Here is a 12,693-nt window from a genome sequence, read left to right as displayed (position 1 = left end):
GCCCATCCTGCATCAAGCGGGGCGGTCGAATGACCGCCCGGCGCATCATCCCCTGCCTGGACGTGAAGGACGGCCGGGTGGTCAAGGGCGTGAAGTTCGTCGGTCACACCGACATGGGCGATGCGGCCGAGCTGGCCGCCCGCTATCGCGATGCGGGCGCCGACGAACTGGTCTTCTACGACATCACCGCCAGCCCGCAGGGTCGGACGCTGGACTATGGCTGGATCAGGGACATCGCGCGCCTGCTGGACATTCCCTTCTGCGTCGCGGGGGGCATCCGCAGCGTGGAGCAGGCCGCGCGATGCCTCGACCACGGGGCGGACAAGGTGTCGATCAACTCACCCGCATTGGAACGCCCCGAACTGATCGCCGAAATGGCCAAGCGTCTGGGATCGCAATGCGTCGTCGTCGGCGTCGACAGCCGCCTGGAAGACGGCGAATGGGTCGTGCACAAATACACCGGCGATCCCCATGCACGCCGCCATGCAGGCAAGCGGACGCTGGACTGGCTGGATCAGGCGCAAAGCCTCGGTGCAGGCGAGATCGTGCTGAACTGCATCGATCAGGACGGGGTTCGGCGCGGCTATGACATCGAGCAACTGTCCGCCGCACGGGCACGCCTGACCATCCCCCTGATCGCCTCGGGCGGCGCCGGCGCGCCCGAGCATTTCAAGGCTGTGTTCGAGCGGGCCGACGTCTCCGGCGCCCTGGCCGCCAGCGTTTTCCACACAGGCGCCATCGCCATACCGGACCTGAAACGATACCTGGCCGACGAAGGCTTGGAGATGCGGATATGACCCTCGACCCATCCACCATCGACTTCAAAAAAGGCGGCGGGCTGGTTCCCGTCGTGGTGCAGGATGCGGCGACGCTGCAGGTCCTGACGCTGGCCTATATGGACCGCGCCGCACTGGATGAGACGATCACGTCCGGCGAGGCCACCTTCTTCTCACGCTCGCGCGGCGGACGGTGGAGAAAAGGCGAAACCTCGGGCGACCGGCTGCATGTCGTGGGCATCACGCCCGATTGCGACAATGACGCCCTGGTCCTGTCGGTCAGGCCGGTCGGCAACGCGTGCCACCTGAACCGCACCAGCTGTTTCGGAGAGGCCGACGCGCCGGGCCTGGGTCGGATCGCCCGGCTGGAGCGAACCATCGCCGAACGGGCCGCCGCCGATCCGTCCGAAAGCTGGACCGCCCGACTGATCGCACAGGGGCCCAAACGCATCGCCCAGAAGGTCGGCGAGGAGGGCGTGGAGACCGCTCTGGCCGGCGTCGCCGGCCCGGACGAGGAACTCGCCAGCGAGGCTGCGGATTTGATCTATCACCTGCTCGTTCTTCTCCATGCCCGTAACATGGTGTTTCAGGACGTGCTGGACGTGTTGGCCTCGCGAGCGGAAGCGGCCAAAGACAGCGGCTAGACCGTAAAGGCGTGCGTCCCGACAAATGGGATCATCGAGGGACAAGACATGGCGGCTCTCATTCTGTTTGGCGGCGGCGGCGATCTGGCGATGCGCATGCTTCTGCCGTCGCTCTATTTCCTCGAACACGACGGCCTGCTGCCTGAAGGGCTGAAGATTATCGGCGCCGCGCGTTCCGAAGAGAGCGCCGACGACTATATCGCCAAGGTGCACGAGGCGGTGAAGGCGCGCGCCGAGGCGGACAAGGTCTGGGACGAAGCCAGCTGGTCGCGGATGAAGGCCCGCCTGGACTATCTGGCGGTCGACGCCACCTCGCCCGAAAGCCTCAAGCCGCTGAAGGACAAGGTCGGCGACGGCGAGGTCACCTCCTTCCTGGCCGTCTCCCCCTCGCTCTATGCCCGCATCGTCACGGCGATGAAGGCGGCGGGTCTGGCCGAAAAGAACTGCCGCATCGTGCTGGAAAAGCCGGTTGGGCGCGATCTGAAGTCCTTCCTCGAAATCGACGACGCCGTGGCCCACGCCTTCAGCGAGAACCAGGTGTTCCGCATCGACCACTATCTGGGCAAGGAGACAGTCCAGAACCTGATCGCCCTGCGGTTCGGCAACACGATCTTCGAACCGTTGTGGAACAACCTGTCCATCGACCACGTGCAGATCACGATCGGCGAGACGGTAGGGGTCGGCGATCGCTGGCCCTACTATGACGAATACGGCGCCCTGCGCGACATGTTGCAGAACCACATGTTGCAGCTGCTGTGCCTGGTGGCGATGGAGCCGCCCAGCGACCTGGACCCCGACTCGGTGCGCAACGAGAAGGTCAAGGTGCTGCGCTCCCTGCGCCCGATCACGCCTGACGAAGCCGAGCGCGTGACCGTGCGGGGTCAGTATGTGGCGGGCGTCTCGGAGGGCAAGCCGGCCAAGGGCTATGACGAGGAACGCGGCCAGCCGTCGGACACCGAAACTTTCGTCGCCGTTCGCGCCGACATCGACAACTGGCGCTGGGCCGGCGTGCCCTTCTTCATGCGGACCGGCAAGCGCCTGCCCGAGAAGCGCACCGAGATCGTCATCCAGTTCAAGCCGGTGCCCCACTCGATCTTCGATCGCGACGACCGTGGCGAGGTTCAGGCCAACCGGATGATCATCGAGCTTCAGCCCGAGGAAGACATCTCTCTGACGGTGATGAACAAGCGGCCAGGCCTGGATCAGCGCATGCAGTTGCAGCCGATCAAGATGAGCCTGTCGTGGGGTGTGCCGAATTCGGGGGACGGCAAGTCCGCCGCCCCGCCGCGTCGCCGCATCGCCTATGAGCGTCTGCTGCTGGACGCGATGGCGGGGGACTCGACCCTGTTCGTGCGCCGCGACGAGGCCGAGCAGGCCTGGAAATGGGTGGACGAGGTGTCCGAGGCCTGGGCCGAATCCGGCTTGAAGCCCGACGACTACGTCGCCGGAACCTGGGGCCCCGACAGCGCCGACATGCTGATGATGCGGACCGGCCGCGACTGGAACACCACAGATGTTTGAGACCCCCGCCATCGAAGCCTTCGCGTCCGTCGAGACCTGGGCCGAAGCCATCGCCGCGCGCCTGGCCGAAACGCTTGGCGCGGCCGTCCGCGACAATGGGCAGGCCCTGTTCGCCGGTCCGGGCGGTTCGACGCCCGCGCCGGTCTATCGCCGCCTCGCCGCGACCGATCTGGACTGGTCCAAAATCGCCGTGACCCTGGTGGACGAGCGGTATGTGCCCGAGACCTCGCCGGAATCGAATGCCCGTCTGATCCGCGACGTGCTTATTCAGGACAAGGCGGCGACGGCCCGCTTCATCCCGCTCTATACGCCCGAGGTCACCGTGGACCGCGCGGCCATTGTGGCGGCCAAGGGCCTGGGCGATGCGGGCGGGCGGTTCGATGCGGTGCTGCTGGGCATGGGCGAGGACGGCCATATCTGCTCCATGTTCCCCGAGAGCCCGACGCTGAAGACCCTGCTGACGCCGACGCTGAAGCCTACGGTGTTGGGCGTGCCGCATGGGCGCGACGGCATGGCGCCGACGATCGAACGGCTGTCGATCAACCTGCCCTATCTGATGTCTGCCGGCCGGGTGATCCTGGGCCTGAAGGGTGCCGCCAAGCGTCGTGTCTTCGAAGAACAGGCCCAGGGCGATCCGAAGATCCAACCCATCGCCGCCTTGATCGCCGCCGGCGTTCCCCTTGAAGTTCTGTGGACGGAGGAAGGCTGAAATGGCGCTTCATCCCACCGTGGCGGCCGTCACCGCCCGCATCATCGAAAAAAGCCGCGAGACCCGCGCCGACTACATCCGTCGCATGGACGCGGCCCGCGACAGCGGCGCCGGACGCGCCAAGCTGAGCTGCGCCAACTGGGCTCACGCCTTCGCGGGCCAGACCATCGCCGACAAGCTGACCGCGATGGACGGGTCCAAGCCCAACCTGGGCATCGTCACCGCCTATAACGACATGCTGTCGGCTCACCAGCCGTTCGAACGCTTCCCCGACGTGGTGCGCAAGGCCGTGCGCGAGGTCGGCGCCACGGCCCAGGTCGCCGGCGGCACCCCCGCCATGTGCGATGGCGTCACCCAGGGCCGCCCCGGCATGGAGCTGTCGCTGTTCAGCCGCGACCTGATCGCCATGTCGGCGGGCATCGCCCTGACGCACGACGCCTTCGACGCCGGCCTGATGCTGGGTGTGTGCGACAAGATCGTACCGGGCCTGTTCATGGGCGCCCTGGCCTTCGGCCATCTGCCCGTCGTCTTCGCCCCGGCCGGTCCGATGCCATCGGGCATTCCGAACGCTGAGAAGGCACGGGTCAGGGCCGAATATGCGCAGAACAAGGTCGATCGTCAGACCCTGCTGGAAAGCGAGATCGGCAGCTATCACTCGCCCGGCACCTGCACCTTCTACGGCACCGCCAACTCCAACCAGATGATGATGGAGCTGGGCGGACTGCACATGCCCTCCACCGCCTTCGTCCATCCCGACACCGGCCTGCGCGACGCCCTGACGGCGGCGGCGGCGAAACGGGCGGTCGAACTGGCCCGCAGCGGCGAGTGCCGCATGGCCGACGTCATCGACGAGAAGTCCATCGTCAATATGATCGTGGCCCTGCTGGCCACCGGCGGCTCGACCAATCATGCCATTCACCTGGTCGCGATGGCGCGGGCGGCAGGCGTGCTGATCGACTGGACCGACATGGACGAGCTGTCGTCGGTCACGCCGTTGCTGGCGCGGGTATATCCGAACGGTTCGGCCGATGTGAACGCCTTCCAGGCCGCCGGCGGCGTCGCCTTCATCGCGCGCGAGCTGGCGATGGCGGGCAATATCCACACCGATGTGACGACCATCATGGGTCAGGGCATCCAGGCCTATTTCAAGGAACCGTCGATGGTGGACGGCGAACTGGTCTGGCGCGACGGGGTTCAGGAAAGTCTCGATCTCGACATCCTGCGCCCGGCTTCCAATCCCTTCGACAAGGAGGGCGGCCTGCGTCTGGTTCAGGGCGACCTGGGTCGTGCGGTCATCAAGATCTCGGCGGTCAAACCCGAGAACCGCATCGTCGAGGCGCCCGCCGCCGTGTTCGAGACCCAGGAAGATGCGTTGCAAGCCTTCCGGGACGGCAAGCTGTTCCGCGACGTGGTCGTTGTCCTGCGCTTCCAGGGACCCAAGGCGAACGGCATGCCGGAACTGCACAGCCTGTCGCCGGCCCTGTCCGTCATTCAGGACAAGGGGTTCAAGGTCGCCTTCGTCACCGACGGCCGCATGTCGGGCGCCAGCGGCAAGACGCCGGCCGCCATCCACGTCAGCCCAGAGGCCCTGGCCGGCGGTCCGCTGGCCCATGTTCAGGACGGCGACATCATCCGCCTGGACGCCGAAGCTGGCGTTCTGACCACCGTCGGCGTTCCCGACCTGACCGCCCGTCCGCTGGCCGCCCGGTCCGCCGCCAACGCCGAGGGTTCGTCCTGGGGCTATGGCCGTGAATTGTTCGGCGCCTTCCGCCATGTGGTCACGACGGCCGAACAGGGGGCGACGGTCTGTTTCGCCCTGCCGACCGGTTCGCGCGGCAACGACGACACCCCGCCCAATCCCAACTTCGTCGATCGGACTGTGGACGCCTGATCCACCGAACCGAGCGCAGGAAACGCCCCAATGAATGACAAGACCCTTCTCGTCGGCGATGTCGGCGGCACGAACGCCCGCTTCGCCGTGGCCCGAATGGTGGACGGCAAGCCCGTGCTGGACCACCACGAAAGCTTCCCGGCCGAAACCTATCCGACCTTCCTCGAAGGCGTCGCCGCCTTCATCGACGGCTGCGAGGTCAAGCCGACGGGCGGCGTGATCGCCGTCGCCGGCCCGGTCACGGACGGCGCCATCGACCTGACCAACTCGCCCTGGCAGGTGTCGGAGGCGGAGCTTCAGACCCTGGGCCTGAAACCGGTCAAGCTGATCAACGACTTCGAGGCCTTGGCCTGGGGCGCGCCCATCGTGCCGGAAGACCAGCTGGAAAGTCTGGGCGGCCCGGTCGACGGCGATCCGCACTGCACCGTCGCGGTGCTCGGCCCCGGCACCGGTTTTGGGGTTTCGGCCCTGGTGCGCGATGCAGCCGGCAAGGAAATGGCCATGCCGTCCGAGGGCGGGCACGCCTGCTTCCCCCCCGGCGATCCGGTCGAGGACGAAATCCTGCGCATCCTGCGTCGCCGCTATGACCGGGTGTCGATCGAGCGTCTGATCTGCGGGCCGGGGCTGCTGAACATGCACCGGGCCCTGGCCGAGATCGACGGGCGTGAGACCCATATCGACGACCCGGCCCAGATCACCGCAACGGCCCTGGCGGATCCCAACAGCCCGTGCGGCGCGACCCTGGCCCGCTTCTGCGCCATCTTGGGCGCGGTCGCCGGCGACATCGCCCTGACCACCGGCGCGCGCGGCGGCGTCTATATCGCCGGCGGCATCGTTCCGCGCATCCTGCCCTTCATCAAGGCCAGTCCCTTCCGTCAGCGGTTCGAGCGAAAGGGCCGGTTCAAGGAGTATATGCAGGACATTCCGACCAAGGTGATCATGCACAAACACGCCGCCCTGCTGGGCGCTGCGCGGGTCGCCTTCGCCCAGTCGGAGGCCTGACGCGACGACGATCACGAAAATCTCACGGCGGCGTGAACCGAACCGTCACCGTAGCGTTTGAGAGTTTCCACCTAGGAGAGGAACCTCAAATGAAAAAGTTCGCCATCGCCGCCGCTTCGGTCTTCATGCTGGCCGGCGTCGCCGCCTGCGGTGAAAGCGCCGCCGACAAGGCCGCTGAAAAGCAAGCCGACGCCATCGAAGCGACGGGTGAAGCCCGCGCTGACCAACTGGAATCGCAAGCCGCGACCGCTCCGACCGCCGCTCAGGCCGACGCGCTGAACGCTCAGGCCGATCAGGTCGAGAAGAACGCCGACCGTAAGGCCGACATGGTCGAGCAGCAAGCCGGCAACGCTGATGGCGGCGCTACGACGGCCAACACGCCGTCGACCCACTAAGGTCTGGCGACCGACTAAATCCGTTTACGGATGGAGCAGCCCCCGTCGCTCGCGACGGGGGCTTTTTCACGCCTACGACCTCAGTCGATGCACAGGGTCGGGCCGGCCTTGCCGTCCTCGACCGTGGTATTGCAGCCGAAGCGGTCGCTGGTCGCCTGGCAGACGCCGGTCGCCGCCGTCCCCGGCGCCACGCCGCTGTTGCCCTCGATGCGGCAGTCGCCCTGGCACTGATCGCCGTCGGTGCAGCGCTTGCCGGCGTCGGCATAGCTGATGACGCACTGCCAGGATTGCATCCGCCCGACCTGTTTCATCGTGCCGCCGCGCGTGGCGCAGGACGCGGCGTCGGCGCTCTGCATCGGCGCATCCGACGCCGCTCCCGTGGTCTGGGGCGAGCAGGCGGCGGCCAGGAGCGCGACGGCGGCGATGAGGGAAATGCGGATCATGAGATCTGTCCTTTGGTGAAGCCTGACCAGACGTCGTCGTAGTCGAGCTGCATCTGCGGTGATTCCGACGCCCATTTCGTGACGCGGATCGGCATGCGCGTCTCGAACATGAAGGCCAGGGTGTTTTCGATCTTGTGGGGCTTGAGTTCGGCCTTGATCGCGCCGTCATAGCTGGCCTGATCGGGGCCGTGGCCGCTCATGCGGTTGTGCAGCGATGCGCCGCCTGGCGCGAATCCGCCCGCCTTGGCGTCATAGGCGCCGGTCACCAAACCCATGAACTCGCTCATCACGTTGCGATGGAACCACGGCGGGCGGAAGGTGTCCTCGGCCACCATCCAGCGCGGCGGGAAGATGACGAAGTCGATATTGGCGGTGCCGGGCGTCTCGGACGGGCTGGTCAGGACGGTGAAGATCGACGGATCAGGGTGGTCGTAGCTGACGGTGTTGATCGTGTTGAAGCGCGCCGTGTCATAGCGGCAGGGCGCCAGATTGCCGTGCCAGGCGACGACGTCCAGCGGGCTATGATCGAAGGTCGTGGCCCACAGGCGGCCGCCGTATTTCTGGACGCATTCGGTCGGGCGATCCACGTCCTCATAGGCCGCGACCGGCGTTTCGAAGTCGCGCGGATTGGCCAGGCCGTTCGAGCCGATGGGTCCGAGATCCGGCAGGCGGAACGGGCTGCCGTAGTTCTCGCAGACATAGCCGCGCACGTCCCCCTCGACCTCCACGCGGAAACGTACGCCGCGCGGGATCAGGACGATGTGACCCGGCTGGGCTTCGATGACGCCGAACTCGGTGACGAAGCGATGGTCGCCTTCCTGTGGCACGATCAGCAGTTCGCCGTCGGCGTCATAGAAGACCCGGTCGGTCATCGATCGGTTGGCGACATACAGGTGAATACCCGCCCCGGCCCCGCCGTCCGGCTCGCCGTTGCCGCCATAGGTCGTCAGCCCCTCGACCCAGTCGGTCGCAGCCTGCGGCATCGGCAGCGGGTCCCATCGCATCCGGTTGGGATTGGGCGGCGTCTCGTCGAACGGACCGGAGCGGACCCGCCCCTGATCGAAGGGGGTGTACGGCCCATGCTGGGCCGACGGACGCAGACGATAGAGCCAGCTGCGCCGGTTCTCGGCGCGCGGCGCGGTGAAGGCGGTGCCGGACAGCTGTTCGGCATACAGGCCCATCGGCGTCTTCTGCGGCGAGTTTCGGCCCACCGGCAGGGCGCCGGGCGCGGCCTCGGTCGCGAAATGATTGCCGAAACCGGTCATGTAGGCGGGCGCGTTGGATCGCGTCATGTCGTGTCTCCCTATGCCCCTCGTTTAGCCGTCCCCGGCGCCAGCGTCACCCTTTGCCCGTCAGGCAACAGCTTGGCGGTTGGCGCGTTGCTGTGGCCTCGCGGAGGGATTTCCATGACCTATCTGACCCGGGCGGTGTTCGCCTTCGCCAGTCTGCTGCTGTTGCTGGCGGCCATGGCCCTGATCGGGTTCGGGGTGAAGGATGCGCTGCACGGCATCGGCTCGCCCGACAAGTCCGGCGCCGACGCGGTTCTGGACGTGCTGGGCTATGTCATCGTCGCCATCGCCGTCTTCGACGTGGCCAAATACATCTTCGAGGACGAGGTGCGGCGCGGCAACGAAAAGCGCAGCGCCGCCGAGGCCCGGCGCAGCCTGACCAAGTTCCTGTCGACCATCGTCATCGCCCTGTTCCTCGAAGCGCTGGTCGTGGTGTTCAAGACCGCGCGCGAGGACGTGGCGCAGCTGCTCTATCCCACCGCCCTTCTGATCGCCTCGGTGCTGGTGCTGGTGGGCCTGGGCGTCTTCCAGCGCCTGTCGGCCACGGTCGAGGAAAAGGTCGGCGACGACGACGAGGCCGAGGATCGCAAGGACAAGGTCAGGCGAAAGGCCGCGCCCTAGCCTTTGCTCGGCAGGAAGGGCGAGAAGGTGATGACGGTGAAGGTGTCGCGCACGTGCGGCCGCGTCTGGACCTGTTTCGTCACGAAGGTGCCGATGTCGGCGTCACGCGGCAGGTTGAACTTGGCCAGCAGGTCGTGCTGACCCGAGGTGGAATAGACCTCCGAGACGTTCTCGACATTGTCCACGATATCGGCCGCCACGTCGTTGGCGTAGCCCAGCTCGCATTTGATGAAGACGAAGATGGCGGTCATCATGGCGGATCAGTCCTCTGGTTCGAGGGCGCTTCTAGCGGACGAAGACGTGACGGGTAAGCCGCAAGACACAGACGCCGTGCTGGAGGCGCAATACAACAACCGCGCCCTGGTCCCCGACCATCCCGCCGTCATGGCGCGCTGGAAGACGGGATCGGAGACCGCCCGCGCCGCCCATCCGACCCAGGTCCTGAAATACGGCCCAGGCGAGCGCGAGCGGATCGACTGGTTCGACGCCGGGGACGGCGCGCCGGTCGTGGTCTTCCTGCACGGTGGATACTGGCAGGCGCTGGATGCGAGCTGGTTCAGCTTCGTGGCTCCGCCCCTGCTGACCCACAGCGTCAGCGTCGCCATCCCGACCTATGACCTGGCGCCCAACGTGCGGCTGGGCCGGATCGTCGATCAGGCGCGGGCGGCGGTCGATCTGATCCGCGACCGCACCGGCGCCGCGCCTGTCATCAGCGGCCATTCGGCGGGCGGGCATATGGCGGCCTGCCTGCTGGCGGACGGGCGGGCCTCGGCGGCGGTCGCCATTTCGGGCGTGTTCGATCTGGAGCCGCTGATCCCCACCTCGCTCAACGTCGCCCTGGATCTGAATACGGCCGAGGCCCAGGCCCTGTCGCCTATCCGATGGCCGGCGCCCGCCGGCGCGGTTCTGGATTGCGTTGTCGGCGGTTTGGAAAGCGAGGCCTTCGTAGATCAAAGCCGCGCCATGGCCGCACGCTGGGGCGACGCCGGGGCCGAGACGCGGTTCGAGCCCCTGCCCAACCTGAACCATTTCACCGTCCTAGACCCGCTATTCGACGCGGACAGCGCCTTGGTCATGCGTCTGGCGGCCTTGGCGCAGGGTCGCTAACGCGGTTTGACTTGACCTCGCGTCCGCGACAGCGGAGGTCGGACGCGAACCTATCGCAGAGGAACCCGTGCATGGCCCATGATCGCGTCAGCGTGCTTCAGGCGCTTCAGACCCAGGGCGTGTGCCCGGTCTTCTATCATCCCGACGCCGAGGTCAGCCTGAACGTCATCCGCGCCTGCGCGCGCGGCGGGGCGCCGGTGGTCGAGTTCACCAATCGCGGCGACTTCGCCTGCGACCTGTTCGGCCAGATCAATCGCGAACTGATCAAGACCGATCCGAACGTGGTGTTGGGCATCGGCTCGGTCGTCGATGCGGGGACGGCCTCGCTTTATCTGAACCGGGGCGCGCGGTTCGTGGTCAGCCCCTGCCTGATCCCCGACGTGGCCAAGGTCTGCAACCGTCGCATGGTCGCCTATTTCCCCGGCTGCGGGTCGGTGACCGACATCGGCGAGGCGCACGAACTCGGCTGCGACATCGTCAAACTGTTCCCCGGCTCGTCGGTCGGCGGACCGGACTTCGTCAAGGCGGTCAAGGGCCCGATGCCCTGGGTCAAGATCATGCCCACCGGCGGCGTCGATCCGGACGAGGCGTCGATCGCCAAATGGTTCGGCGCGGGCATCGTCGCGGCGGGTATGGGCTCCAAACTGGTGACCGATGACGCCGTGAAGTCGGGCGACTGGGCCGCCATCGAGGCGTCGGTGCGCTCGGCGGTGAACGCCGTCGCCGCCTTCCGCGCGTCCAGGAAGGGCTGAGCGCCCAAGCGCCGTCAGCGGGGCGCGGGGTCGCCCGGCTGACGGTGATCCAACCCGTGGGCTGCGGCGCGACGCGCGGCGCCCTTACGCTGAAGGATCGGGGCCAAAGCCTTGCGCTCCTCGGGCGTCAGCGTCGCCAGCACGGCGACCGCGCCGCTTTCCAGGCGGGTGCGGCCCCGCATCTCGGCGGCTCTGGACTGTTCCAGCAGGCTTTCGACCCGGGTCGCGTCCAGGGTCGGCTGACCGGCGATGTCGATGGCCTCGCGCCGGGCGGCGCGGGCCGCCTCGAAATCAGGACGCGCCGCCAGAGCCGATTCGCGCAGCGCGGTGCGCACGCGCTGGCGCACGGCCGGATCCAGATCCGCCAGCACCTCGGCCAGCGGCCCCTCGCGGCCCGGACGGCGTTGATCCTCGATCCGGCGTTCGATCCGGTCGCGATTGACGACATAGGTGACCCCGCCCGCCACGGCGAACAGGTTCAGGGCCACCGAGACGGCCAGGGCGATCTTTAGGCTCTTGGACGTCATCCCAGCAGTTCCGTGTCATCCACGCCCGTCAGCGAGGATTGGTAAAGCACCGCATCGGCGCGCGCGTCGGCGGTCAGATGGGTTGTCAGGCCGACGCCGGCGACCACGCCCGCACAGGCCGCAGCGGCCCAACCGGCGCCGAGGTACCAGATCGCCTTGCCCAGACGGCTTTTCGCCCGGGGCGCAGCCGCAAGTATGCGCGCGGTCAGGGCGGCGGACGGGACAGGTTTGGGCGCGGCGTCGAGCAGAGCGTCCAGCGCGGCCGCCTCGTCCAGCACCGCCTTCAGCGACGGATCGACGGCCATCAGGCTTTCGGCGAAGGCGCGCTCGGACGCGGGCCACCGACGCAGGTCGGCGCCATAGGCGTCCGCCAGTTCGTGCAACCGTTCCGCCTTCATCGTCCGTCTCCTCTAATCGACCCCGGACCGATGTCCGAAAGGGCCAGACGCAATGCGCGACGACCGCGCGACAACAAACTCTCCAGCGCCTCGACGCTGATCTCCATCAGGGCCGCTGCATCGATATTCGACAGCTCCTGATAATGGCACAGGACGATGGCCTCGCGCTGTCGGTCCGGCAGACGTTTCAGGGCCGCCGTGACCCGAACGCCCGTCTCGGCCGCCAGCAGACCGCGATCCGGCGCCGGGCCTTCGTCGGGACGATCCGGCGGCGTGTCGGTCGGGATTTCGCGCCGACGCCTCAGCCGATCGTAACAGAGGTTCAGCGCGACCCGATGCAGCCAGGTGTCGAACCGGGCCTTGCCGGGCGTCCACCTTGGCGCCTGACGCCAGGCCTTCAGCATCGTCTCCTGGGCCACGTCCTCGGCCTCGACGGCGTCGCCCAACATGCGCTGGGCCAGCGACAGGATGCGCGGCAGCTTGCGCGAGACGAGCGTCTGCGCCGCCGCCGGGTCGCCCTGCCCAACGCGTCGCACCAGATCCTCGTCGGGGTCGACGATCGCGACCAAACCTGCCTCTTCCGCTGCTGACGAAAGGGACCGGTGCGTTCACGACGGC

General features: G+C 67.4%; 16 protein-coding genes. 10 read left to right on the top strand and 6 right to left on the bottom strand.

Going from position 1 to position 12,693, the window contains the following annotated elements; all coding sequences use genetic code 11:
- Positions 1 to 29: 29 nt before the first annotated feature.
- The 7 genes from hisF (at position 30) to ASF81_RS00440 (ending at position 6,938) form a co-directional block, all read left to right on the top strand.
- Positions 30 to 797 (top strand): imidazole glycerol phosphate synthase subunit HisF, encoded by a 768-nt coding sequence (hisF, locus tag ASF81_RS00470; protein WP_055803381.1) that lies wholly within the window; start codon positions 30 to 32, stop codon positions 795 to 797.
- Positions 794 to 1,420 (top strand): bifunctional phosphoribosyl-AMP cyclohydrolase/phosphoribosyl-ATP diphosphatase HisIE, encoded by a 627-nt coding sequence (hisIE, locus tag ASF81_RS00465; RefSeq protein ID WP_055803378.1) that lies wholly within the window; start codon positions 794 to 796, stop codon positions 1,418 to 1,420. Before hisF ends, hisIE begins: the two co-directional genes overlap by 4 nt.
- 48 nt (positions 1,421 to 1,468) lie before the next feature.
- The gene (zwf, locus tag ASF81_RS00460) at positions 1,469 to 2,941 is read left to right on the top strand and encodes a glucose-6-phosphate dehydrogenase (RefSeq protein WP_055803375.1); all 1,473 of its coding nucleotides are present in this window, start codon (positions 1,469 to 1,471) and stop codon (positions 2,939 to 2,941) included.
- Positions 2,934 to 3,650: a 6-phosphogluconolactonase gene (gene pgl / locus ASF81_RS00455; RefSeq protein WP_055803372.1), complete on the top strand. Its 717-nt coding sequence runs from the start codon at positions 2,934 to 2,936 to the stop codon at positions 3,648 to 3,650. The genes zwf and pgl overlap by 8 nt, the downstream gene beginning before the upstream one ends.
- Before the next feature lies 1 nt (position 3,651).
- On the top strand, positions 3,652 to 5,541 hold the full coding sequence (edd, locus tag ASF81_RS00450; protein ID WP_055803368.1) for a phosphogluconate dehydratase: 1,890 nt from the start codon (positions 3,652 to 3,654) through the stop codon (positions 5,539 to 5,541).
- Positions 5,542 to 5,571: 30 nt separating this feature from the next.
- Positions 5,572 to 6,543, top strand: coding sequence for a glucokinase (gene glk / locus ASF81_RS00445; protein ID WP_055752823.1), 972 nt, complete (start codon positions 5,572 to 5,574; stop codon positions 6,541 to 6,543).
- A gap of 89 nt (positions 6,544 to 6,632) precedes the next feature.
- Complete coding sequence (locus ASF81_RS00440; RefSeq protein WP_055752822.1) at positions 6,633 to 6,938, top strand: hypothetical protein; 306 nt, start codon at positions 6,633 to 6,635, stop codon at positions 6,936 to 6,938.
- An 80-nt stretch (positions 6,939 to 7,018) separates the two neighbouring features.
- On the opposite strand, the gene ASF81_RS00435 is transcribed toward ASF81_RS00440, so the two are convergent.
- Complete coding sequence (locus ASF81_RS00435) at positions 7,019 to 7,381, bottom strand: hypothetical protein (RefSeq protein WP_055803365.1); 363 nt, start codon at positions 7,379 to 7,381, stop codon at positions 7,019 to 7,021.
- A complete protein-coding gene (gene hmgA / locus ASF81_RS00430; protein WP_200932824.1) occupies positions 7,378 to 8,673 on the bottom strand; it encodes a homogentisate 1,2-dioxygenase in 1,296 nt (431 codons plus the stop codon). The genes ASF81_RS00435 and hmgA overlap by 4 nt, the downstream gene beginning before the upstream one ends.
- A 114-nt stretch (positions 8,674 to 8,787) precedes the next feature.
- Between hmgA and ASF81_RS00425 the strand changes: the two genes are divergently transcribed.
- Positions 8,788 to 9,291, top strand: coding sequence for a hypothetical protein (locus ASF81_RS00425; RefSeq protein ID WP_045811869.1), 504 nt, complete (start codon positions 8,788 to 8,790; stop codon positions 9,289 to 9,291).
- Here the strand turns inward: ASF81_RS00425 and ASF81_RS00420 are convergent.
- Positions 9,288 to 9,545 (bottom strand): Lrp/AsnC ligand binding domain-containing protein, encoded by a 258-nt coding sequence (locus ASF81_RS00420; protein WP_039244189.1) that lies wholly within the window; start codon positions 9,543 to 9,545, stop codon positions 9,288 to 9,290. The two genes, ASF81_RS00425 and ASF81_RS00420, sit on opposite strands and share 4 nt — an antisense overlap.
- Positions 9,546 to 9,591: 46 nt before the next feature.
- Here ASF81_RS00420 and ASF81_RS00415 point away from each other — a divergent pair, with 46 nt between their 5' ends.
- A complete protein-coding gene (locus ASF81_RS00415; RefSeq protein ID WP_235559170.1) occupies positions 9,592 to 10,398 on the top strand; it encodes an alpha/beta hydrolase in 807 nt (268 codons plus the stop codon).
- A gap of 71 nt (positions 10,399 to 10,469) precedes the next feature.
- The gene (locus ASF81_RS00410; RefSeq protein ID WP_055803359.1) at positions 10,470 to 11,150 is read left to right on the top strand and encodes a bifunctional 4-hydroxy-2-oxoglutarate aldolase/2-dehydro-3-deoxy-phosphogluconate aldolase; all 681 of its coding nucleotides are present in this window, start codon (positions 10,470 to 10,472) and stop codon (positions 11,148 to 11,150) included.
- A 14-nt stretch (positions 11,151 to 11,164) separates the two neighbouring features.
- Here ASF81_RS00410 and ASF81_RS00405 read toward each other — a convergent pair whose 3' ends face one another.
- The 3 genes from ASF81_RS00405 to ASF81_RS00395 are packed head-to-tail and all read right to left on the bottom strand — an operon-like array spanning position 11,165 to position 12,644.
- Positions 11,165 to 11,677, bottom strand: a complete 513-nt coding sequence (locus ASF81_RS00405) for a periplasmic heavy metal sensor (RefSeq protein WP_055803356.1) — start codon at positions 11,675 to 11,677, stop codon at positions 11,165 to 11,167.
- Positions 11,674 to 12,075 (bottom strand): hypothetical protein, encoded by a 402-nt coding sequence (locus ASF81_RS00400; RefSeq protein ID WP_055803354.1) that lies wholly within the window; start codon positions 12,073 to 12,075, stop codon positions 11,674 to 11,676. Before ASF81_RS00400 ends, ASF81_RS00405 begins: the two co-directional genes overlap by 4 nt.
- Complete coding sequence (locus ASF81_RS00395; RefSeq protein ID WP_055803350.1) at positions 12,072 to 12,644, bottom strand: RNA polymerase sigma factor; 573 nt, start codon at positions 12,642 to 12,644, stop codon at positions 12,072 to 12,074. Before ASF81_RS00395 ends, ASF81_RS00400 begins: the two co-directional genes overlap by 4 nt.
- Positions 12,645 to 12,693: the final 49 nt, after the last annotated feature.

This window comes from Brevundimonas sp. Leaf168 (genome assembly GCF_001423685.1).
Taxonomy (GTDB): Bacteria; Pseudomonadota; Alphaproteobacteria; order Caulobacterales; family Caulobacteraceae; genus Brevundimonas; species Brevundimonas vesicularis_C.
Note: the sequence above shows the minus strand (reverse complement) of the source record. Positions and strands in the feature narration are given on the sequence as shown.